This window comes from Pseudooceanicola aestuariicola (assembly GCF_045763785.1).
In the GTDB taxonomy this organism is placed as follows: domain Bacteria; phylum Pseudomonadota; class Alphaproteobacteria; order Rhodobacterales; family Rhodobacteraceae; genus Pseudooceanicola.
This window is the reverse complement of the sequence record NZ_JBJGSF010000001.1, coordinates 729,013-751,400: the sequence shown is the minus strand read 5'-3', so window position 1 is coordinate 751,400 and position 22,388 is coordinate 729,013. Positions and strand designations below refer to the sequence as shown.

Annotated in this window: 22 protein-coding genes; 14 read left to right on the top strand and 8 right to left on the bottom strand. The window is 62.2% G+C overall.

The genetic code is table 11. From position 1 onward, the window contains the following. The first annotated feature begins 1 nt into the window (after window position 1). The 4 genes from pepN (at window position 2) to gatB (ending at window position 6,426) form a co-directional block, all read left to right on the top strand. Window positions 2-2,551: an aminopeptidase N gene (gene pepN, locus ACI3GR_RS03300; RefSeq protein WP_407492582.1), complete on the top strand. Its 2,550-nt coding sequence runs from the start codon at window positions 2-4 to the stop codon at window positions 2,549-2,551. Between the two features lie 10 nt (window positions 2,552-2,561). After that, window positions 2,562-3,314: an SDR family oxidoreductase gene (locus ACI3GR_RS03295; RefSeq protein ID WP_407492581.1), complete on the top strand. Its 753-nt coding sequence runs from the start codon at window positions 2,562-2,564 to the stop codon at window positions 3,312-3,314. Between the two features lie 184 nt (window positions 3,315-3,498). Beyond that, window positions 3,499-4,698, top strand: a complete 1,200-nt coding sequence (locus ACI3GR_RS03290; protein ID WP_407492579.1) for a hypothetical protein — start codon at window positions 3,499-3,501, stop codon at window positions 4,696-4,698. 213 nt (window positions 4,699-4,911) lie between these two features. Then, on the top strand, window positions 4,912-6,426 hold the full coding sequence (gatB, locus tag ACI3GR_RS03285) for an Asp-tRNA(Asn)/Glu-tRNA(Gln) amidotransferase subunit GatB (RefSeq protein WP_407492577.1): 1,515 nt from the start codon (window positions 4,912-4,914) through the stop codon (window positions 6,424-6,426). 83 nt (window positions 6,427-6,509) lie between these two features. Here gatB and ACI3GR_RS03280 read toward each other — a convergent pair whose 3' ends face one another. Next, window positions 6,510-7,061, bottom strand: coding sequence for a hypothetical protein (locus ACI3GR_RS03280; RefSeq protein ID WP_407492575.1), 552 nt, complete (start codon window positions 7,059-7,061; stop codon window positions 6,510-6,512). Between the two features lie 140 nt (window positions 7,062-7,201). On the opposite strand from ACI3GR_RS03280, the gene ACI3GR_RS03275 reads away from it, so the two are divergent. The 3 genes from ACI3GR_RS03275 (at window position 7,202) to ACI3GR_RS03265 (ending at window position 8,826) form a co-directional block, all read left to right on the top strand. Continuing rightward, window positions 7,202-7,714, top strand: a complete 513-nt coding sequence (locus tag ACI3GR_RS03275; protein ID WP_407492573.1) for an acyl-CoA thioesterase — start codon at window positions 7,202-7,204, stop codon at window positions 7,712-7,714. Further along, complete coding sequence (locus ACI3GR_RS03270; RefSeq protein WP_407492571.1) at window positions 7,711-8,181, top strand: thioesterase family protein; 471 nt, start codon at window positions 7,711-7,713, stop codon at window positions 8,179-8,181. Before ACI3GR_RS03275 ends, ACI3GR_RS03270 begins: the two co-directional genes overlap by 4 nt. Window positions 8,182-8,301: 120 nt before the next feature. Next, window positions 8,302-8,826, top strand: coding sequence for a DUF4177 domain-containing protein (locus tag ACI3GR_RS03265; protein ID WP_407492569.1), 525 nt, complete (start codon window positions 8,302-8,304; stop codon window positions 8,824-8,826). A 6-nt stretch (window positions 8,827-8,832) separates the two neighbouring features. Here ACI3GR_RS03265 and ACI3GR_RS03260 read toward each other — a convergent pair whose 3' ends face one another. Then, window positions 8,833-9,090: a BolA family protein gene (locus ACI3GR_RS03260; RefSeq protein ID WP_407492567.1), complete on the bottom strand. Its 258-nt coding sequence runs from the start codon at window positions 9,088-9,090 to the stop codon at window positions 8,833-8,835. A gap of 73 nt (window positions 9,091-9,163) precedes the next feature. Between ACI3GR_RS03260 and ACI3GR_RS03255 the strand changes: the two genes are divergently transcribed. Beyond that, the gene (locus ACI3GR_RS03255) at window positions 9,164-9,793 is read left to right on the top strand and encodes a DnaJ domain-containing protein (protein ID WP_407492565.1); all 630 of its coding nucleotides are present in this window, start codon (window positions 9,164-9,166) and stop codon (window positions 9,791-9,793) included. A 35-nt stretch (window positions 9,794-9,828) separates the two neighbouring features. Here ACI3GR_RS03255 and ACI3GR_RS03250 read toward each other — a convergent pair whose 3' ends face one another. From ACI3GR_RS03250 to ACI3GR_RS03240, 3 genes are read right to left on the bottom strand one after another with little or no spacing between them, the layout of a single operon-like run. Next, the gene (locus ACI3GR_RS03250; RefSeq protein ID WP_407492563.1) at window positions 9,829-10,143 is read right to left on the bottom strand and encodes a DUF1272 domain-containing protein; all 315 of its coding nucleotides are present in this window, start codon (window positions 10,141-10,143) and stop codon (window positions 9,829-9,831) included. A gap of 53 nt (window positions 10,144-10,196) precedes the next feature. Further along, window positions 10,197-10,892 carry an anti-sigma factor gene (locus tag ACI3GR_RS03245; protein WP_407492562.1) on the bottom strand — a complete coding sequence of 232 codons (696 nt, stop codon included), beginning with the start codon at window positions 10,890-10,892 and terminating at the stop codon, window positions 10,197-10,199. After that, window positions 10,889-11,431: a sigma-70 family RNA polymerase sigma factor gene (locus ACI3GR_RS03240; protein ID WP_407492560.1), complete on the bottom strand. Its 543-nt coding sequence runs from the start codon at window positions 11,429-11,431 to the stop codon at window positions 10,889-10,891. Before ACI3GR_RS03240 ends, ACI3GR_RS03245 begins: the two co-directional genes overlap by 4 nt. A gap of 133 nt (window positions 11,432-11,564) precedes the next feature. Between ACI3GR_RS03240 and cobS the strand changes: the two genes are divergently transcribed. Further along, window positions 11,565-12,548, top strand: a complete 984-nt coding sequence (gene cobS, locus ACI3GR_RS03235) for a cobaltochelatase subunit CobS (RefSeq protein WP_407492558.1) — start codon at window positions 11,565-11,567, stop codon at window positions 12,546-12,548. An 86-nt stretch (window positions 12,549-12,634) separates the two neighbouring features. On the opposite strand, the gene ACI3GR_RS03230 is transcribed toward cobS, so the two are convergent. Next, entirely contained in the window at window positions 12,635-13,366 is a 732-nt protein-coding gene (locus tag ACI3GR_RS03230; protein WP_407492557.1) for an MHYT domain-containing protein, read from the bottom strand. A 185-nt stretch (window positions 13,367-13,551) separates the two neighbouring features. After that, a complete protein-coding gene (locus ACI3GR_RS03225) occupies window positions 13,552-14,160 on the bottom strand; it encodes an NADPH-dependent FMN reductase (RefSeq protein ID WP_407492554.1) in 609 nt (202 codons plus the stop codon). Between the two features lie 172 nt (window positions 14,161-14,332). Here ACI3GR_RS03225 and ACI3GR_RS03220 point away from each other — a divergent pair, with 172 nt between their 5' ends. From ACI3GR_RS03220 to ACI3GR_RS03205, 4 genes are all read left to right on the top strand, one after another. Further along, window positions 14,333-14,722, top strand: coding sequence for a hypothetical protein (locus ACI3GR_RS03220; RefSeq protein WP_407492552.1), 390 nt, complete (start codon window positions 14,333-14,335; stop codon window positions 14,720-14,722). Between the two features lie 170 nt (window positions 14,723-14,892). Then, window positions 14,893-16,767 (top strand): cobaltochelatase subunit CobT, encoded by a 1,875-nt coding sequence (gene cobT / locus ACI3GR_RS03215; RefSeq protein WP_407493590.1) that lies wholly within the window; start codon window positions 14,893-14,895, stop codon window positions 16,765-16,767. A gap of 87 nt (window positions 16,768-16,854) precedes the next feature. After that, complete coding sequence (locus tag ACI3GR_RS03210; protein ID WP_407492550.1) at window positions 16,855-18,645, top strand: aminopeptidase P family protein; 1,791 nt, start codon at window positions 16,855-16,857, stop codon at window positions 18,643-18,645. 70 nt (window positions 18,646-18,715) lie between these two features. After that, window positions 18,716-19,057, top strand: a complete 342-nt coding sequence (locus ACI3GR_RS03205; protein ID WP_407492548.1) for a DUF427 domain-containing protein — start codon at window positions 18,716-18,718, stop codon at window positions 19,055-19,057. 70 nt (window positions 19,058-19,127) lie between these two features. On the opposite strand, the gene ACI3GR_RS03200 is transcribed toward ACI3GR_RS03205, so the two are convergent. Then, window positions 19,128-20,816: a chloride channel protein gene (locus ACI3GR_RS03200; RefSeq protein WP_407492546.1), complete on the bottom strand. Its 1,689-nt coding sequence runs from the start codon at window positions 20,814-20,816 to the stop codon at window positions 19,128-19,130. Window positions 20,817-20,927: 111 nt separating this feature from the next. On the opposite strand from ACI3GR_RS03200, the gene ACI3GR_RS03195 reads away from it, so the two are divergent. Further along, window positions 20,928-22,301: an FAD-binding oxidoreductase gene (locus ACI3GR_RS03195; protein ID WP_407492545.1), complete on the top strand. Its 1,374-nt coding sequence runs from the start codon at window positions 20,928-20,930 to the stop codon at window positions 22,299-22,301. Window positions 22,302-22,388 lie beyond the last annotated feature (87 nt).

Genomic DNA, 22,388 nt, shown 5'->3' with positions numbered 1-22,388 from the left:
CATGAAAGACGCAGAAAACCCGACGATCTATCTGAAGGATTACACGCCGCCCAACTGGCTGGTCGAAGATGTGCATCTGACATTCCGTCTGGCCCCTCAGGCCACGCGGGTGATTTCACGGGTCCGGTTCACGCCCAATCCGGATGCGGATGGGCGCGCATTCTTCCTTGAAGGCGAAGACCTGCGGCTGATCTGGTGCAAGATCAACGGTGAAGACGTCACGCCCCAGGTCACGACCGTCGGGCTAACCTGCGAGGTGCCCGAGGACAGTTTCGTCTGGGAGGCCGAGGTCGAGATCGCGCCCGAGGCCAACACCGCGCTGGAAGGGCTGTATATGTCCGGCGGGATGTATTCGACGCAGTGCGAGGCGCAGGGGTTCCGCAAGATCACCTATTACCCCGACCGGCCTGACGTCATGGCCCCGTTTACCGTGCGGATCGAGTCGGACATGCCGGTTCTGTTGTCGAACGGGAACAAGGTGTCGGCAGGCGACGGGTTCGCCGTATGGCACGATCCGTGGCCCAAGCCGTCGTATCTGTTCGCGCTGGTGGCGGGGCATCTGGTCAACCTGCCGGGTACGTTCACGACCCGGTCCGGCAAAGAGGTCGAGCTGAACATCTGGGTCCGTCCGGGGGACGAGGACAAATGCGATTTCGCGCTGGAAGCGTTGAAAAAGTCGATGACCTGGGACGAAGAGGTCTACGGGCGGGAATACGATCTGGACATCTTCAACATCGTGGCCGTGGACGATTTCAACATGGGCGCGATGGAGAACAAGGGGCTGAACATCTTCAACTCCTCTGCCGTGCTGGCCAATGCGCGCACCGCGACGGATGCGAATTTTGAGCGGATCGAGGCGATCATCGCGCATGAGTATTTCCACAACTGGACCGGCAATCGGATCACCTGCCGCGATTGGTTCCAGCTGTGCCTGAAGGAAGGGCTGACCGTATTCCGCGACGCCCAGTTCACCGCCGACATGCGGTCTGAACCCGTGAAACGGATTTCGGACGTGCTGGACCTGCGGGGCCGCCAGTTCCGCGAAGACGGCGGACCGCTGGCGCATCCGGTGCGGCCCGAGAGCTTTCAGGAGATCAACAACTTCTATACCTCGACCGTCTATGAAAAGGGCGCCGAGGTGATCGGCATGCTGAAACGGCTTGTCGGCGATGCGGGCTATGCCAAGGCGCTGGATCTGTATTTCGAACGGCACGACGGGCAGGCCTGCACGATCGAAGACTGGCTTAAGGTCTTCGAGGACGCCACAGGCCGTGATCTGGCGCAGTTCAAGCGGTGGTATTCGCAGGCAGGCACGCCGAAGGTCACGATGCGCGAGGCTTGGAAAGGTGATTGCTATACCCTGACGCTGACGCAGGACCTGCCCGATACGCCCGGTCAGACCGACAAGCAGCCGCAGGTCATTCCCTTTGCCATCGGCCTGCTGGATCCTTCCGGCGAAGAGGTCGTGCCAACCACGCTGCTGGAGCTTACGGAAAAGGAACAGACCTTTACGTTCAACGGGCTGGCGAAACGCCCGATCCCGTCGCCCCTGCGCGGCTTCTCGGCCCCGATTATTGTGGAGCGTAAAACCAACAACGCCGAACGCGCCTTCCTGCTGCAACATGACACTGATCCCTTCAATCGGTGGGAAGCCGGGCGTCAGCTGGCGAAATCGGCCTTGGTCAACATGATCGGCGACGGGGCCGACCCTGACCCGTTGTACCTAGAGGCCCTGACGACCCTGATCACAGACGACAGCCAAGACCCGGCCTTCCGGGCCCTTTGCCTTGGCCTTCCGTCCGAAGACGATCTGGCGCAGACCTTCGCGGACATGGGCCAGACGCCGGACCCTCAGGCCATCTGGGAAGGCCGCGAGGCTCTGCGCGGGGCCGTGTCTGACGCCTTGGCCGGTGATCTGGCGACGCTGTACAATCGGCATCTGGTGACCGAAAAGTTCCGGCCCGACGCGGAACAGGGCGGCAAGCGGGCGTTGACCAACAGTCTGCTGGTCCTCCTGACCCGCCGTGACGAAGGGGCCGCCGCGCAGGGGCAATATGCCGACGCAGACAATATGACCCAGCAGATGGGCGCGCTGTCGGCGCTGTTGGCCAATGACCTTGGATCGCTAGAGCTGGCGTCCTTTGCCGATCAATGGGCGCACGAACGTCTGGTGATGGACAAGTGGTTCATGGTGCAGGTTCTGCAGGCCCGGCCCGATCTGGCCGCAGGCGTGGCGAATGCGCTGACCCAGCGGCCCGATTTCACCATGACCAATCCCAACCGGTTCCGCGCTGTCTTTGGCGCGCTGTCGATGAATCAGGCAGGCTTCCACCATGCCAGCGGTGAAGGGTATCGCCTGATGGCCGACTGGCTGATCAAGCTGGATCCGGTAAACCCCCAGACAACCGCGCGGATGTGTTCGGCGTTCCAGACGTGGCGGCGCTATGATACCGACCGCCGCGAGATGATGCAGGAACACTTGCAGCGCATCGCCGATCTGCCGGGGCTAAGCCGCGACACCTCGGAAATGGTCAGCCGTATTCTGGGATAGGGAACGCGCGATGGCACGTACACTCCTAATCACTGGGGCAAGTTCCGGCATCGGCGCGGCCTGTGCGCGGGTCGGGGCGGCAGAAGGCGACCACCTGATCCTGCACTACGGTCGCAATCGCGACGGGGTCGAAGCTGTGGCAGACGACGTCCGCGCCAAGGGCGCGTCCGTGACGCTGATTCAGGCGGACGTGGGCAACCCGGCGGATGTGATGCGACTGGGCCAAGAGGCCGCAGTAGCCGACCCCGCCCTGCCCCTGCATCTGGTCAACAACGCCGTGATCGTCGACAGCCGCGCGTCGCTGGCGGATCTGACGCCGGATCGTCTGGCGCGAATGTTTGCGGTGAATGTCACGGGCGCCATTCTGGTGGCGCAGCAGGCTGTTGCCCTGATGCGGCGCGGCGGCAAGAATGGTGGGGGTGGCGGGATCGTCAATGTATCGTCCACCGCTGCGCGCAAGGGGATGGGCGGGCAGTACATGGACTATGCTGCGTCCAAAGCCGCGATCGACTGTTTTACCATCGGCTTGGCCGACGAACTGGCGGGCGAAGGTATTCGCGTAAACGCGGTGCGCCCCGGCCTAATCGAGACCGAGATCCACGCCAAGGGCGGAGAGCCGGATCGGCTGGCTGAGATCGGCCATACGCCGCCCTTAGGTCGGCCCGGCACGCCAGAAGAGGTGGCAGAGGCGATCCTGTGGCTATTGTCCGACAAGGCCAGCTATACCACGCGTTCGATCGTGGACGTCGCTGGCGGGCGATAGGGCAAAGTCTTCAGAAGTTGGGCGGTCAGGCGGCGGGGCGGCGCGGCCTGCTTCACTTCTGCCATCATTGCGTCGGGTTCAAGGCGACCCGCCATGTTCATTTCCCGCAAAGACCCGAGACGCGCCCATTTTCAGCCGGAATGAACAGCGATGTTGCCCGCAACGTAGAAATTGAGGGTCGTCCATGTTCGGTGTCCGCCGCCAGAAAACTCCTGCCCCCGTCGGGGCCAAACCTGTCGCCGAGTCCGCCGGGGCCGTTGCGCCCTCTGCCAATCTGCCCATCCGGGCCGAGACGCGTCAGGATCGCAGCCGGACCGCCTATTTTTCCAAGGGGCAGTTTCTGGCACGGCAGGACCGTTGGGACATGTTGGGCCGGCTGATCGCCGAAACCGACCGCACCCGCGCCACGACCCCGTCGGGCGAAGCGCTGGCCGCCGTTCTGGCTGTGGGCGCGCGGGACGATGCGGTACGCCATGCCCGCAGCGCGATCCAAAGCACCGATTGCCCGGTTCCCATGGGCGTCGAAGCCCTGACCGAAATCGCCGAAGAGCATCCCGAAAGCTGGGCCATCCATTTGGTCGCGGCGCGCGCGCAAATGGATTGCGCCTGGGCCTATGAGGGCCAGATCGATCCATATGCCTTGCCCTTTGCGCCCTCTGACGCGTTTATGGCGCGGTTCGACGTGGCGTCGGAACTGATCGCCCGCGCCGAAGAGCTTTGCCCGACCTCGGCCGAAGTCGCGGCGGCAAAATGCGATTTGCTGGCTGCCGTGCCAGAGGCCGGTGATCTGGTCGATGCGCTGCACCGTGACGTCATCGCGGCCGATCCGACCAACCCGGGCCGGTTGCGCAACTACGGTGTGCACCTTCTGCCGCGCTGGTTCGGCTCTTATTCAGATTTGTCCCAGACATCTGCAGATCTAGGGGCTGAAATGGCGGCGGATTGGGGCGAAAGCGCCTATGCTTGGATGTGGTTCGACGCGCTGCGGCTGGATCCAGAGGCCGGGGCGGTGCTGGACGCGGAGTATTTCGTGGCCGGGCTGCATTCCATTCTGGACCGGACGTCGGATGCGCATCTGGCGAACCTGATCGCGGCCTATGTGGACGGGATGAAACCCGCCGCTGCGCCGGATGACCTGTCGCCGGACGCGATGAAAGCCCGGCGGTTGATCCACGCGGCGCTGCCCGACCTGACCGAACGGCATCTGACCGAACTGCATCCGCAGGTCTGGGCGCGCGCCGATGCGCTGCCCGGTGCCACACATGCGGGGCCCTTGTCCTCGGGTCGGATCGCGGCGGCCACCGCGCAGGCAAAAAGCGCTGTGGATGCGGCTGTCGCGGCGCGTGCGCTGGCGGCGGATCAGGGGATCGCGCGTCGGGCTTGAGCGGCTGCCATCAGGCCTTAGACCACGAAATTTTTTGGTGCCTGAAGCAACACGACCGCCCGGTTTGAAACACCGGGGAGCGGCCGTGCGCGGACGACCACTGCCCTCTGCGCATCATTCCAATTCAGGATCCCTCGTACGGCGCCAACCACCCTTGCCCCCCCGCGACCTCTCGCCTAGAACGCCAGACGTATCTGACGTGAGAGGATCGCCATGCTCGACCTGACTTATGAAGCGCCCAAGCCCAAGGTAATCGCCGGGGCCAAGCACGATTGGGAACTTGTCATCGGGATGGAGGTGCACGCGCAGGTCTCCTCTAAGGCCAAGCTGTTTTCCGGGGCCTCGACGCAGTTCGGCGCGGAGCCCAATTCGAACGTGGCTTTCGTAGACGCGGGCATGCCGGGGATGCTGCCCGTCATCAACGAAGGTTGCGTGGCGCTGGCGGTAAAAACCGGTTTGGGCCTCAAGGCGCAGATCAACCTGAATTCGGCCTTCGACCGTAAGAACTATTTCTACCCTGACCTGCCGCAGGGCTATCAGATTTCCCAGCTGTACCACCCCATCGTGGGCGAAGGCGAAGTGCTGGTCGAGATGGGCGAAGGCGTCGCGCGTCTGGTGCGGATCGAGCGTATCCATCTGGAACAGGACGCGGGCAAGTCGATCCACGATATGGACCCGGCGATGTCCTTTGTTGACCTGAACCGGACCGGCGTCGCGCTGATGGAAATCGTTTCGCGCCCGGATATTCGCGGCCCCGAAGAAGCCGCGGCTTACGTCACCAAGCTGCGCCAGATCCTGCGGTATCTGGGCACCTGTGATGGCAACATGCAAAACGGCAACCTGCGGGCGGATGTGAACGTGTCGGTTTGCCGTCCGGGTCAGTATGAGAAGTACATGGAAACGCAGGACTTCTCGCACTTGGGAACGCGCTGCGAGATCAAGAACATGAACTCCATGCGGTTCATTCAGGCGGCCATCGAATTTGAGGCGCGCCGCCAGATCGCGATTGTCGAAGCGGGCGGTGAAGTCGTTCAGGAAACCCGCCTGTACGACGCTGAAAAGAACGAGACGCGGTCGATGCGGTCCAAAGAAGAAGCGCATGATTACCGCTATTTCCCCGATCCCGATCTGCTGCCGTTGGAGATTGAACAGGGCTGGGTCGACGACATCGCGGCGTCCCTGCCCGAGCTGCCGGATGCCAAGAAATCGCGGTTCATGGGCGATATGGGGCTGTCGGATTACGATGCCTCGGTGCTGACGGCTGAAACCGAGAATGCTGATTTCTTTGAACAGGTCGTGGCCGCTGGTGGCGACGGCAAAATGGCCGCAAACTGGGTAATTAACGAGCTGTTTGGCCGTCTGAAGAAAGACGACAAGGGGATCTCTGACAGCCCAATTTCGCCTGCCCGTCTGGGCCAGATCGTGGCGCTGATCAAAAAGGGCGATATCTCGGGCAAGATCGCCAAGGACGTGTTTGAAATCGCCTATACGCAGGACCGCGATCCAGAAGAGATCGTGGAAACCGAAGGCATGAAGCAGGTCACCGACACCGGCGCGATCGAAGCGGCGGTGGACGAGGTGATCGCAGCCAACCCCGATCAGGTCGAAAAGGCCAAGCAGAACCCCAAACTGGCCGGCTGGTTCGTCGGTCAGGTGATGAAGGCCACCGGCGGCAAAGCGAACCCGGCGGCTGTGAACCAATTGGTGACGCAGAAGCTGGGGCTGTAAATTGCTGGCGGGGTGACCCCTGCCCTACGGCGTCGAAATTTAAGGCCGGACGGGGTGACCTGTCCGGCCTTTTTCGTCGGCGCTTAGCGATGATGCCGGGCCAATTCTTCGCTGAACAGACGATCAAACTCCTCCGGTGGGATCCATCCGGTGGGCGCGTCATCAAGGTCTTGGCCCAGAAACAGCTTTACCGCCGCAACGGCGTTCCAGCTTTGACTGCCCGCCGCGTGGTAGGGTCGCATGGGCACCCGCGTTCCGTCCTTTAGCACCAAGTCCGGCCGGTCGTTCGCTGTAGAGGGCCCCGTATCCGAAAGATCGTTGTACCGGCGGCTGAGTTCCGCCGTCTCGACATCACTTAAAGCCCAGTCCCACGTCTGTCGCCCTTTGCGATCGTCCACCGTCAGCGTGACGCTGTTGCGCGGCCGATCGAAGACGATAAGCGACTGCATCTTGCTGCGTTTGGCGTAATAGATCACGGCCGCCGCGCCCGCTAGGGTAACAGGCAGGATGATCCATTCGCCTTCCCACAGCATCCACAGGCCAATGGCGACCAAAGCGATCGCCACGATCCGCAGCGCCAGCTGCTTGTCCGCTTGCGTGTCCACAAGTGTCAGCCGGTCGTCGGTTTTGTCCATGATCCGCATGGGCCAAGAGTATGAACCGGAGATGCCAAGTCAATGCAGAGGATCGCGGCTGCGCGGGCGGGGCTGCGGCCATTTACTCTGCCGCGCACCTATTCTACCACCGGGTCAATAGTTCAGAACGAGATAACCGCATGACCCAAGACACCCATCACCGCCCCATGAAGGGCGAAATCGTCGATGGCCGTTTCCTAAGCGAAGCCATGGAGATCCGGCCCGAGTGGATCGATTTCAACGGGCATCTGAACATGGCCTATTACGGTGTCCTGTTCGACGCGGGCTGCAACCATGGCTTTGACACGCTTGGATTTAACGAGGCCTATCGCCGGGATTATGGGTTTACCACGATGACCGCCGATTTCCGCATCCGTTACCTGCGGGAATTGCATCTGGGTGATAGGGTCCGCTGTTCTTTCCGGGTGCTGGCCATCGGGACAAGGGCGTTTCACTACTGTCAGGAACTGATCCACAGCGACGGCTGGATCGCGGCCACGGCCGAGACGGTGAACCTGCATGTGGACATCAAGGCCCGCAAGGTCGCCCCCTACACCGAAGCCCGCCGGAAAGCGCTTGAATCCATGGCAGCGCAACAGGCAGACTGGCCCCGGCCCGATTGGGTCGGATTGCCGCTAGGAGTCAGAAGTTGAGCGATATTTTCCTGTCCCCCGTGATGGACATCAAGCCCGAATGGATCGATCAGAACGGCCATCTGAACATGGCCTACTACGGCGTTTTGTTCGATACAGGCGTGGATGAAGGGGCCAAGGAGGTCGGGCTGGGCTGGGATTACACCAGTCAGGGCACGCACACGACCTATTCGGCAGAATTCCGGATCCGGTACGTTCGGGAATTGCATCTGGGCGATCAGGTGCGCGTGTCGTTCCGCATTCTGGACGTGGGTCCTAAGGCGTTCCACTTTTGTCAGGAATTGATCCACACCGAAGGCTGGGTCGCGGCCACGGGCGAAGGCATCAGCCTGCATATCGATCAGTCGGGGCCGCGCGTCGCGCCCTACCCCGACGACATCAAGGCCAAGCTGGACGCGGCGCTGGAAAGCCACTCCAAGCTGCCGGTGCCGGAATGGGTCGGCGCGCCGATGAAGCTGCGCAAATAGCCACAGGGACGGTTTGTTTCCAAATAGGCGGTCGTCTTTTTGGAGTAGTTGGTTGATAGTTCGTTAAGAAATGAGTTGCGAACCGGTCGGACAGGGCCGGTTCCCGGGCACGGGTTCGGCATGGGCAGTTATGAATACAAGGTGATCACCGCACCAAGCAAAGGCGCGCGGGGCCCCGGCGTCAAAGGCGCCGACGGGCGGTTTGCCCATTCTCTGGAACAGGCGATCAACGATCTGGCGGCCGAAGGCTGGGAATACCAGCGGGCCGAGACGCTGCCGTCCGAAGAACGATCCGGGCTAAGCTCGACCACCACCGTGTATCGCAGCCTGCTGATCTTTCGTCGCAAGAAACGTGACGATCTGGGCGCCTATGATCCCCGCCTGCTGGATCAGCCCGCGACCCCGACCTTGTTGCTGCCCACGCCCGATGATGACGAAGAAGACAGCGAACGCCGCGATCCCAACGCGGACCACGGGCTAAGCGCGCTGTTGCGCCGCCGTGCCGCACGGCTGTTTCCTGCGGGTCAGTCAGCGGATCAGGCGCCCGTACAATCAGGCGACGATCTGGCCGAGGACGAAGGTCAGGAAGAGGGGCAGGCCGACGACGGAAACGTCACGCCGATGCGCCGGTCTGCTGCCGAATAAGACCGTTCAGGTCGTCAGATCCATACTCAGGGCGTGGATTTCCCCAATCAGCTCAGGGCCTAGGGCATCGTGCACCGCGCGGTGACGCGCGAGCCGGGATTTGCCTTCGAAGAAAGATGTGCTCATCCGCACGTGAAAGTGACTCTCTCCGCCTTCCTGATAGCCAGCGTGACCTATATGTTTTTCGCTCTCGTCAATGACTTCCAAGGCTTCGGGCGAAAACGCCGTCTGCAACTTGTCGCGTATTGTCTCGGTTCTCGACATTTTTTGTGCCTCGCCTCTTCAATCTTAGGAAAGTCAGTTTAAACTGCATCGCCTGACTCGGAAAGGACATCGCATGAGTAAAACGGACCCCTTCGGATTCGACATGTCGGTTTCTTCGGCGAAAAAGAAGAATACCCGTGGACGGCGGGGCATGTCGGGTGCCTCGGAGACCTCTACAAAGCTGTGCGAACACCCGGGTTGTGAAGAGCCGGGCAAGTTCCGCGCACCCAAAGCGCCGGACGTGCTGGACGACTATTACTGGTTCTGCCAGCAGCACGTGCGCGAGTATAACCTGAAGTGGAATTTCTTCGACGGCACGACCGAGGCCGAGATGAATGCCCAGATGTCCAAGGACAAGGTTTGGGAACGCGAAACCAAGTCGTTCACCGACCCCGAAGCGCGCGCCTGGGCCCGTCTGGGCATTGACGACCCGCATCAGGTTCTGGGCGGCAATGCCACCCGCAACCCCGGCAAGAATGCCGCCGGGGTCACGACCAAGCGCCTGCCGTCGACCGAACGTCGTGCGGTTGAAATTCTGGAGGCCAAGGATCACTGGTCCAAGGCCGAGGTGCGCAAGGCTTACAAGGCGCTGATCAAGGTGCTGCACCCGGATATGAACGGCGGCGACCGGAGCCAAGAAGAACAGCTGCAGCTGGTGATGTGGGCTTGGGATCAGATCAAAGACAGCCGGAACTTTAAGTAACGGTTGTCGATCGCGAAACGCCCGGTCATGCCTTATTAGCGCTGGTCGGGCGGCACGTCTTTCAAACGATCAGATTGTTCGCGGACCTGTTTCTGGCTCCATTGCGACTGAATGCGCGTGGTCGATGCGGGGTGGTTCATCAGCCCGAGCGCCTTGCCGTCGCGATAGTTTAGTCGCGGGCGAATGGGGCGCGGGACCAGATTGCCACCGCAGGTGGCGCAAACGTTGTGTAGCACAGTGTCAGCACAATCCGCGCAATAGGTGCATTCATAAGAACAAATACGCGCGTTCATGCTGTCGGGCGGCAAGTCCTTGTCGCACCATTCGCAATTCGGCCTGAGCTCCAGCATTGGCATCCCCTTTGACTGCGCTTTCAGACGCTAGGGGGCTTACTGCGGAAACGCTAGACCTCTTGCACCTGACCCACGGCCAGCACGGCGCCGGTTGGCTGTCCCGTGGGAGAGCCGCCTGGGGGTTCGTCGGAAATGGCCAGCACGGCGCCGGGCAATTTGGCACCCAGTTCGGCGGGCAGCGTGACGGCTTCGGACTCGCCACCGTCGGGCCAGACAAGGATCGACACAGGGGCGTCGCCGTCGGCGATAAGCCAAAATTCCAACGCACGGCCCGGGGCGGCGGCACCGGACTGGCGCTGCACCTGAAGTGTGCCAGTGTCCACGTCATAGGCCGCCGCGAATTGGATCGAGGCGTCTTCGGCCGCAATCTGCGCGGCGAATTCCGGCACCGGCGGCGTCAGGGTCTGCGATGTCACCACGAACCACGCCAGCGCGGCGGCAGCGACACCGCCCACGGCATAGCCCAGCAGGCTGACGTACCACGGGCGGCGCGGCGTTTGGGTCATGGGCTGATCCAGCCGCGCCTCGATCGCGCGCCACAGGTCTTGCGGCGGGGCGTGTTCCGGAATGTCCCGCGTCAGATCGACGAAATCCTCGGCCCAGGCCGCGACCAAGGCCCGCAATGCCGCGTCGCCGCCCAGACGCTCTTCGAACGCGCGGTGCTGCGCCGGGGTCATCAGACCCAAGACGTATTCCGCCGCAAGAATGCGGTCGTCATCGTCGCGTATGTCGGGCGTCTCGGTCATTCAGACAGACATTCCTTCAGTTTGATCAGGCTGCGGCGCAGCCATGTTCGCATCGTATTTATCGGCACTTCGAACCGGGCGGCCAGTTCGGCGTAGGTTTCCCCTTCCAGGTAGGCGCGGCGCACGGCCTCCGCCCGGTCCAGAGGCAGTTGTCCAAAGCAGTCCACGATCCGTGCCCTGTCCGACGACGCCATGGCCAGTGCTTCCGGCCCCGGCGCGGCATCAGGCAGTTCTTCTGCCTCGTCGATACCGGCCCCCTGCGCCCGTCGTGCCCGAAGGCGGTCGATGGCGTGGTTGCGGGCAATGGTGATCAACCACGTCATGGGGCTGTATCCCCCTGCCCGGTAGCGGTCGGCATTGCGCCAGATCTTGACGTATATCTCTTGTACGGCCTCTTCCGTTTCTGCCTCTGACCTCAATATACGCAGCACGACTCCAAAGAGTTTCGCGGATGTATTCTGATACAGTGCAGAAAACGCCGTCCGGTCCCCGGCGGCGGTGGCGTCTATGTAGGCCTCGATCTCTTCTATGGTCGCCATAGACCCCTTCCAACGGCAGTGGCGCGAAACGTCGCGTTTCGCCCGCCATTTTGCCCTTTCCCTCAGGTGTCGCTGCGATATGTTGCAGCCTGGGTCTGGAATTAGACCCGTCAGGCAGAAGGACAAGGCAACGATGGCCGAGGGAATGACCGATATCAATGCAAAACCGACCGAAGAGATCTCAGTCAGAGAAATCTTTGGCATTGATAGCGACATGAAGGTCAAAGCATTCGAGGATCGCACCGACCGCGTTCCCGAGGTGGACCAGACCTATAAGTTCGATCCCGAAACCACGCTGGCGATCCTTGCGGGCTTTGCCCACAACCGCCGCGTCATGGTGCAGGGCTACCACGGTACGGGTAAATCCACGCATATCGAACAGGTTGCCGCTCGTCTGAACTGGCCCTGCGTTCGTGTGAACCTTGATAGCCACATTTCCCGGATCGACCTGATCGGGAAAGACGCGATCAAGCTGAAAGATGGCAAGCAGGTCACCGAATTCCACGAAGGCATCCTGCCCTGGGCGCTGCGCAACCCGACCGCGATCGTGTTCGACGAATATGATGCGGGCCGCGCGGACGTCATGTTCGTGATCCAGCGTGTTCTGGAAACCGACGGTAAGCTGACGCTGCTGGACCAGAACGAGGTCATCACCCCCAACAAGTATTTCCGCCTGTTCGCCACGTCGAACACCGTCGGTCTGGGGGATACCACGGGCCTTTACCACGGGACGCAGCAGATCAACCAAGCGCAGATGGACCGCTGGTCGCTGGTGGCGACGCTGAACTATCTGTCCCACGACGCCGAAACGAACATCGTTCTGTCGAAGGCGCCGCATTACAACAACGAAAAGGGCCGCAAGACCGTCAGCCAGATGGTGCATCTGGCCGATCTGACCCGGACGGCCTTCATGAACGGCGATCTGTCCACCGTGATGTCGCCCCGGACTGTCATCACTTGGGCCCAGAACGCCGAGATCTTTGGCAATGTCGGCTATGCCTTCCGCCTGACCTTCCTGAACAAATGTGATGAGCTGGAGCGTCAGACCGTGGCCGAATTCTACCAGCGCTGCTTTGACGAAGAACTGCCGGAAAGCGCCGCCTCGACCGCTGCGTAAGGCTGGATCGCCAGACTAGGTCACCAAACAAACAAAAACCGGGGTCGCCATTGGCGGCCCCGGTTTTTCTTTGTGCATGGCCTCGCTCAGTATCCGGCGCGGGTCATGGCAAGCGTCCGGCGGTGCGTGAAGGTCGCAAGCACGGACATGGTGAAGACCCCAAGGGATACGACAGCCACCATGATCGACAGGAACGACCCGCCTATCCCCGCCAGAGAGGTTCCGGTCTGATCCAGCGAGACCGCGGCCATGGCGATAAAGTGCAACCCGCAGACGCCCAGAACGATGCCCGCCGATTTGATCAACTGTGACCGGCGACTGTCATCATGGTGCTGCAGGGCCACGACAAATCCCGCGATGCCTGCCGCGACGCCTGCGATCAGAACCAGCGGGTTATAGGTGGCAAGGCAATTCTGTATCGCGCTCATCCCCGTCAGGTGCATCGCGGCGACGCCGAGGCCTGCAACAACGCCCAGAATGATGCGGGTGCCAGCTTGCGTGGCGAAGATGCTGGCGGCGACAGGGATGCCGATGCCAAGGACGCCCACAAAGATCGACAGTGTGGTCAGCGACAGATCATAGGTCAGCGCCGCGTCCGGGCGATAGCCGATCATGGCAACGAAATGGGTGGTCCAGACACCTACGCCGGCGACAAGGGCCGTCCAGATCGCGGCGTATGTTTTCTGGCGTTTGCTGGCGATATCCGTGTTCCGCATCAGCAGAACAAGCGTGAAGGCCGTCAGAACACAGACCCCCGCTGCCGCGAGGATAAAGTTCGCCTGTGTCTCTAGGACGCCCTGAAGAAGGACTCCGATCATCAACTGCTCCTGTATTTTTTCTTTAGGCAATACAGAAGCCTGATCGGGTCACAAAGAATGCAGATGTGTCAGAAGATGAAGGTGATGCGGAAATACCTCTAAAAACAGGGGTTCCGCAACGTCACCGCCCAATGCATAGGCGGATATGCAGATCGGGCGGGTTGCCCCGCCCGATCCATGCCCGTTCAGGCAGCTTTGGTTTCAGCATCCTTGGCGCGTGCGGCCATGGTGGTGTTCGCCCACCAGACCAGATCGTCTAGCGCACCATCGGCTGCGGGAGCGATGTTCGCCTCGATCTCGGACAGGTCCTTGCCACCGCCCAGGGGGTGGACGGTGAAGAAGTCGGCGCCGCCGATATGCACGGCACCCCGAACAGGCACCATCTGCAGTTCGACCGCGATGTTGCGCAGATGCTCCAGCGCGCGGGCAGCGCCCATGGAGCCATAGGCGATCGCCGTCATCGGCTTGTGCACCCATTCGTTGTAAGCTTGGTCCAGCGCATTCTTCAGCGCGCCAGAGATCGAGTGGTTGTATTCTGCAACGGCGAAAATGAAGCCGTCGAATTCGGCCAGTTTCTTTTGCCATTTGATGGCGTTTTCGTCTTCGGTCGGCATCCACATGTTCGACGCGGGTTCGTTGAACAGCGGCAGGTCGTAGTCTTTCAGATCAACCAGCTCGACATCCATGTCGGTACGGGCCTTGGCCTTTTCCAGCATCCACTGGGCGGGCACGTCAGCCCAACGGCTGTCACGGGTCGAGGTGATAATCAGGGCGATGCGGGGGGTGGTAGACATGGGTCTCTCCTGTTGTTCGCGTTTCGTAACCCTAAGCTAAGCCCTTCCCGGCAAAGCGAAACGCCGATGCCCGCACACCGCATGTGCAGGAACTGAGAGGTCGGGAAAATCACCGCACGATGGGTTTAACCGGCGTTTAATCGCTTTAGTTTACTCTGGTACCATGGCCCTGATGCGTTTCCTCATCGCACTGCTCGCGCTGGTTCCCCCGGGACCCGGACGGGCCGATCCGGGCCATTCGCCAGACACGCTCTCCAATCCCGTGATGACCTTTGCCACCTGTGCAGGCCGCTATTCGGCCGAAGTGGAACATCGCTGGCTGATGGGGCGCGACGCGGATCAGGCCAGCAAACAACGCCGCGCCATGGTCGATCTGGTGGATGCGGTCCGGCTGCCCGATCAGGGGCCGCTGATCCTCGCCCTGCGGATTGAGGCGAAGATGGCCCAGGCCGCGCTTCTGCAACGGGCCGAATTCAACCCAGACCCCGCCATCGCCGACCGCGCCCTGCGCCTGGCGCAATCGTCGCTGCGTCATTGTTCGCGCCTGCTGCCCGGCGTCTGACCGCTTGACCTGGCGCCGCACCTGCGGACCAATGTCAGGATGCATGCACGCCCTTGCGGATACCCCACTGGATGAGCGGCCTTGGCCAGCCGTTCACCCGAGCCGACAGGGCCTCCGACCGTGGTGCTGAGGGTCTTGCCGATTCCGGCGCGGAATGCTTTACCTCTGACATGAGCAAATCCAGCGATAACCCAGCCGATCCGTTCAAAAAGGCCTTGGCCGAAGCGACCAAGGTTCTTGCCGACGATCCCGATCTGAACGTCAGCTATTCCGTCGATCCGGCGGGCAAGTCCGGCGACAACATGCGCCTGCCTCAGGTCAGCCGTCGCATGACCAAGGACGAGGTGCTGCTGGCCCGTGGCACCGCCGATGCGCTGGCGATGCACCACCGCTATCATGACGCGGCGACGCATGCGAAATACGCCCCCACCGGGCAGATGGCGCGCGATCTATATGAAACGATGGAAACCGCCCGCTGTGAAGCGATGGGCGCCCGCGACATGCCCGGCACCGCCGGCAACATCGACGCCAAGATCGGGGCCGAGGCCAAGCGCGCAGGCTATGACGGTATCACCCAAATGGCCGATGCTCCCCTGCCCGTTGCCGCCGGATACCTGATCCGACACCTTGCCACGGGCCGGCAGATGCCCGAAGGCGCGGAAAACGTGATGGAGCTGTGGCGCGGGTTCATCGAACAACAGGCCGGCACCACGCTGGAAGACCTTGGTGAGAAGCTGTCTGATCAAACCGAGTTCGCCCGGTTCGCCCGCCAGATCATCGATGATCTGGGCTATGGCGATCAGCTGGGGGACGATCCCGATGGGTCCGATGACGAAGATCAGGACGCGACCGAGGATGGTCAGGAAGAAGAGGACCAGCCCGACAGCACCGGCGATTCCGATGATGACGAGGATCAGGAGGCCAGCCCCGAATCTTCTCAGGAAGAACAACAGGACCCGTCCGAGGCCAGCGTTAGCATGGACGACATGGCCGACGAGGAAATGGGCGAAGAAGCAGAGATGCCCGAGGGTGAGGCCCCGCTAGAGCCTCCGCCGCCCCCGCCCGCGTCCGAGGCCGATCCGAACTACACCGTTTACGCGTCTGACTTCGACGAAGAAATCGCCGCCGAAGACCTTGCCGACCCGATCGAGCTGGAGCGTCTGAGGGCCTATCTGGATCAACAACTGGACCCGCTGAAAGGCGCCGTCGGGCGCTTGGCCAACAAATTGCAGCGCCGGTTGCAGGCCCAGCAGAACCGTAGTTGGCTGTTCGATCTGGAAGAAGGCATTCTGGATGCAGGCCGTCTGGCCCGCGTTGTGGCGAACCCGACGACGCCGCTATCGTTCAAGGTCGAAAAAGACACCGAATTCCGTGACACCGTGGTGACCTTGCTGCTCGACAACTCGGGCTCCATGCGGGGCCGTCCGATCTCTATCGCCGCGATCTGCGCCGACGTTCTGGCGCGCACGCTGGAACGCTGCTCGGTCAAGGTCGAGATTTTGGGCTTTACCACCCGCGCGTGGAAAGGCGGGCAAAGCCGCGAGCGCTGGTTGAACGACGGTCGCCCGCAACAGCCGGGCCGCCTGAACGACCTGCGCCACATCGTCTATAAATCCGCCGATGCTCCTTGGCGCCGGGCCCGCGAAAACCTTGGCCTGATGATGAAAGAGGGCCTTTTGAAGGAAAATATCGACGGTGAGGCGCTGGAATGGGCACACCGCCGGATGGTGAACCGCCGCGAGGCGCGCAAGATCCTGATGGTGATTTCCGACGGGGCCCCGGTGGACGACTCCACGCTTTCGGTCAACCCGGCGAACTATCTGGAAAAACACCTGCGCGACGTGATCGCCATGGTCGAAAAACGCAAGATGGTCGAACTACTGGCCATCGGGATCGGCCACGACGTGACGCGGTATTACGACCGCGCTGTCACGATCACGGATGTGGATCAGCTGGCCGGTGCGATGACCGAACAACTCGCCGCGCTTTTCGACAGCGACCCACGGGCCCGCGCGCGGATGGTGGGGATCAAGAAAGCCTCCTGATCCTTCTTTGGTCGTGAAAATATCCCGGGGTGCGGGGCAGCGCCCCGCTTCGCCCGAAAGGCCATCCGCAATCGACAGGGTATCGCCATGTTCCAAAGTTTCGACACGCCGTCCTCTCCGGATCAGGGGCCACCGCGTCTGGCCCGGTTGCGGGACAAGATGCGCGATTTAAGCGTCGACGCCTGTATCGTCCCCCGCGCCGACCGGTTTCAGGGCGAATACGTGGCCGCCCACGACGACCGGCTGGCGTGGCTGACGGGCTTTACCGGATCGGCCGGTTTCTGTGTTGTGACCCAATCCAAGGCGGCCGTGTTCATCGATGGTCGCTACAAAGTTCAAGTGCGTGCGCAGGTTGCGCCGGACTTTACGCCCGTCGACTGGCCTATGACCACGCATATCGACTGGCTAGGGGATGAATTGGGCGCGTCTGGCACCGTGGGCTTTGATCCCTGGTTGCATACGATGGATGAAATTGCGCGACTGACGGACGGTCTGCCGCAGCTGACGTTTCAGCCGATCGACAATCCGGTCGACGCGATCTGGGACGATCAGCCCGCCCCTCCGGCAGAGCCGATTATGGCCCATCCGCTGGATTTCGCGGGCGAACCCCATGGCGAGAAGCGGGCGCGACTGGCCCGCGATATTCAGGCCAAGGGCGCGGCGGCGGCCCTGATCACCCTGCCCGACAGCGTGGCCTGGCTGCTGAATATTCGTGGCGCGGATATCCCGCGGAACCCGATCGCCCATGCCTTTGCCCTGCTGCGCGCGGATGGCAGTGCCGTTCTGCTGACCGACCCAGAGAAATGCACCGAGGTTCGCGACCACCTTGGTCCTCAGGTCGAGATACGGCCCGAGGCCGAGTTGCGTCAGGTGTTGGAGGCGACCGGCGGACCCTTGATGATTGATCCGCAAACGACGCCGCACGCCGTCACCCTGATGCTAGAGGAGCTTGGTATCACTTCGCGTCCCTCTGCCGATCCCTGCCGTCTGCCCAAGGCCTGCAAGAACAAGGCAGAGCTTCAGGGGATGCGGGATGCCCATGTTCGCGACGCCGTGGCCATGTGTCGGTTCCTCGCATGGTACGACGGTGCGGATAAGACAGGGCTTAGCGAAATCGATCTGGTCACCCAGCTTGAAGGCTATCGCCGCGACACCAACATGCTGCGCGAAATATCTTTCGACACCATTGCCGGCGCAGGCCCGAACGGTGCCCTGCCCCACTACCGGGTGACAACGGACAGCAACCGCCAGTTGACAGACGGCGCCCTGATCGTACTGGACAGCGGCGGGCAATATCCCGATGGCACCACCGATATCACCCGCACTCTGGTCGTCGGCCAAGCTGGCGACGCGGAAAAGCGCGCGTTCACGCTGGTGTTGAAAGGTATGATTGCCATTTCCCGTGCCCGTTTCCCGCGGGGCGTCGCGGGGTCGCATCTGGATGCACTGGCCCGCTATCCGCTTTGGCTGAACGGCCTCGACTATGATCATGGAACGGGCCACGGCGTCGGCGCGTACCTGTGCGTGCACGAAGGCCCGCAACGGCTGGCGCGCGGTGGCGACGTTCCCCTGATGCCCGGCATGATCCTGTCGAATGAGCCGGGCTACTACCGCGAAGGTGCCTTCGGCATCCGGATCGAGAACCTGATCGTGGTAGAGCCTGCGTCCCCCTTGCCGGGCGGCGACGCGCGTGACATGTTGGCGTTCGAAACCCTGACCTGGGTTCCGATCGACCGAAACCTGATCGACACCAGTCTGCTGACCCCAGAGGAACGCGACTGGATAGATAGTTACCACGCGACTTGCCGCGACAAAATCGGCCATCTCCTCCCGTCGGAATGTGAGGTATGGTTCGGCGCTGCGACAGAAAAGCTATAGGTATACGCCCGCCGTCATAGTTCTGTGACTTTCGCGGGCCAAAACAACACCGCCTTGGGGAGGGCCGTTCATGACCGATATTACCATCCGTAACGCCGCGGGCACTTGGACCGTTCGTGCCGGTGGGGCCGTGCTGGGCGAAAGCCGTGACGCGCTGGAACTGTCCGAACCGGGCTATCCCGACGTCATCTATTTCCCACGCAGCGACATCGCCATGGCCTTCTTGGACCAGACCGATCACACCAGTCATTGCCCGAAAAAAGGCGATGCGACCTATTTCTCGATCGTGACGAAATCCACCACACTGGAAAACGCCGCGTGGTCCTACGAGGCGCCGCTGGACGGGGCCGACCGGATCGCAGGCCATATCGCATTCTACGCGACCGACTTTGTCACCGTCGAACGCGTCTGACCCTATTATCTTGCCAGAAATATCCCGGGACGTTTGAGGGGCCGCGCCCCTCAAACCCTTGGCCTGTGTCTTAGCTGTGTTCTTCGGCCGCCGTGGCCGCCAGGGCCCTGTTGTAGGCCCGCAGTGCGTCGACGTGATAGATCGCGCCGAGCAGTTTGGGCGGCTCATTCGCTTTGGTGATCTGCACGACCGGCAGGAAGACCGCGCTGGTGCGGTCGAAGGCGGGCAATGCGGATTCCAGCGTCGACTGCGCGTCAACATAATCACCTGCCTCGATCAGCTCCCAACAGGCATCGGCGGATGGGGCGCGTTCGCTGCCCATGGGGCGCATGACCTCGGACACACGGAACAGCGCCAGCAGGTAGGCCTGCGGCCCGGCGGCTAGGTGCACGTCGCGTCGCTCCAACTGTGTGAGGAAAAAGCTGCGGTCGACCAACCGGGTGCCGATCGCGGTCGAGATCGAGACCGTGACCATCACCGCCAGACCGGTGGCCCAGTCCCCTGTCAGTTCGAACACGATCAGGGTGGTGGAAATCGGCGCGCCCAGCACGGCTGCGGCCACGCCTCCCATGCCTGCCAAGGCATATAGCGACAATGAGCCCGAGACATCGGGAAACACCGATGTGGCGATCAGCCCGAAGGCCAGACCCGTCAACGCGCCGACCATCAGCGACGGGGAAAAGACGCCGCCACCCATGCGCCCACCGATGGTTACGGCCACGGCGACGGTCTTGATCACCGCAAACACGATCGCGTCCCAGACACCCAGTTGACCCGTCAGCGCGTTTGACGTCGTTTCATACCCGACGCCGATGATATGCGGGAACCCGATGGCAAGGACGCCCAGAACCGCCCCGGCCAAGGCGGGGCGCAACCAACGGGGCAGACCTGTCTGGCCCTGCACATGGGTGGCAAAATCCTCGGCCGCGAAAATCGCCCGCATCAACACGCCCGCAACAACACCGCAGGTGGCGCCCAGCAAAAGGAACGCAGGAAGTTCCTGATAGAACTGCAGAAACGACGCGTCCGGCAGGGTGAATTCAGTCACGCCGCCGAATTCCAGCCGGTTGATCACAGTGCCTGCGACCGATGCGATGACGATGGGGGCGAAGGCGTGGATCGCGAAATGGCGCAACACGACCTCTAGCGCAAACAGCGCCCCGGCAATCGGAGCGTTGAACGAGGCCGAGACCGCCGCTGCCACGGCGCAGCCCAAAAGGTCGCGCCCCGTCACGCCGTCCGCCTTGATCCAGTTCAGCACCCGGGTTGAGATCACGGCGGCAAGGTGTACGACCGGTCCTTCCCGCCCCGACGAGCCGCCCGTGCCGAGTGTGATGAGTGAGGCGGCGGCCGAGGCTAGGCCCGCGCGTTCTTCGACCCGACCTTCGTGCAGAGCCGCCCCTTGGATAACGTCGGCCACAGACCGCACGCGACCATCTGGCGTGAAAAGGTGCAGGATCCATCCCACGACCAGACCGCCAAGGATCGGGATCGCCAAGACCCAGTACCACGGCAGGGTGCCCGCCCATGTGTGCAGGTGGCTAAGGTCCTCAGCGCGGTAGAGCAGCGCCTGCAGGGCCGCGATGCCCTTGCGGAACAGCAGTGCCGCAAAGCCCGCCGCGATCCCGACCGCCATGGCGATCAACCAGAACTGGACTTGGTTTGGCCCGCGCGTCCGGATCACCCGCCATGCGGTGCGCGCCACGTCCCAAAGGCTTGCCATATAGGCCGCAAGCTGGGAACTGCTGGACGCGGACATGTGTTCGGGGCCCCCTTCGGGAATGTGACTGACCTATCCGATCCCGCCCTGCCCTTTCCCAAGACCTTCGCCTAATTTAAGAAGGCGAGACTTTATGGGTAGGATAACCTTATGACACTAGACGCGGTTTGGCCGGAGCTTTCTGATTTATTAGGCGATCGGGTCACGAGGTCCAAGGGTGAACTAAAGGCTCACGGCGGATCAGAGAGCTATTTTCCCCTGACCCCGCCCGATGCGGTGGCCTATCCGGAAACGACCCAAGAGGTCTCGGCGCTGATGAAGCTCTGCTCGGCGCATGGTGTGCCGGTTGTTGGCTGGGGCGCAGGGACGTCGCTGGAAGGTCAGGCGCAGGCCTTCTCGGGGGGTATCGTGGTGGATTTCGCCCGGATGAACCGTATCCTCGAGGTCAGCCAAGGCGACATGGACGCCCGCGTGCAACCCGGCCTGACGCGTGAGGCGCTGAATGATGATCTGCGCGCGACGGGGCTGTTTTTCCCGGTCGATCCGGGGGCCAACGCGTCGATCGGTGGCATGGCCTCGACCCGGGCCAGCGGCACGACGGCGGTGCGGTATGGCACCATGCGGGACAACGTGCTGGGGCTGGAGGTCGTGCTGGCCGATGGCCGGATCATCCGAACCGGCACCCGAGCGCGCAAATCTTCGGCAGGATACGATCTGACCGGGTTGTTCGTCGGGGCCGAAGGCACGCTTGGCCTGATTACCGAATTGACGCTGCGCCTGCATGGCCAGCCAGAGGCGATCACATCAGCCGTGTGTGCGTTTGACACCATTGGCGACGCGGTGCGCGCGGTGACGGATGCGATCCAGATGGGCATCCCAATGGCACGGATCGAATTCGTCGATGCGGCGACGGTGAACGTATTCAACAGCTACGCCAGGGCGGGCATGGACGAGGTGCCGCACCTGCTGATCGAATTCCACGGCTCTGCCAATTCGGTGCAGGAAGATGCCGAAAGTTTCGGAGAGATCGTGGCCGACCACAACGGGCGTGGGTTCAAATGGGCGGCGGACGCCGAAGAACGCAAGGCGCTGTGGACGCTGCGCCACAATGCCTATTGGGCGATCCTGCAGGAACGCCCCGGCACACGCGCGGTGGTGACCGACATCTGCGTGCCGATTTCGCGGCTGGCCGAAGCGGTCGAGGCGACTCAAGAGGACCTGGAGGCCCATGGCATCCGCGGTCCGATCCTGGGCCACGTGGGCGACGGAAACTTTCACGCGATCCTGTTGTTCGATCCCAACGACTCGGCCGAGTTGGAGCGCGTGAAGCAAGCCGCCGACCGGCTGGTGCGCCGCGCGCTTGAAATGGGTGGCACGGCGACGGGCGAACATGGGATCGGCGTCGGCAAAAAGCCCTTCATGGCATCCGAGCACGGAGAGGCTTGGGCCGTCATGGGCGCGCTGAAGGCTGCGCTAGACCCGGACAACCTGCTGAATCCGGGCAAGCTGGTTCCTGACGCTTAATAGTATCACTTTATCAAAAAAGCAGGTGCGGCGCATTGACGGCTGCCGCGCCTTCGTATCACCGTGGCGGTCGCTGTTGTGTACAGG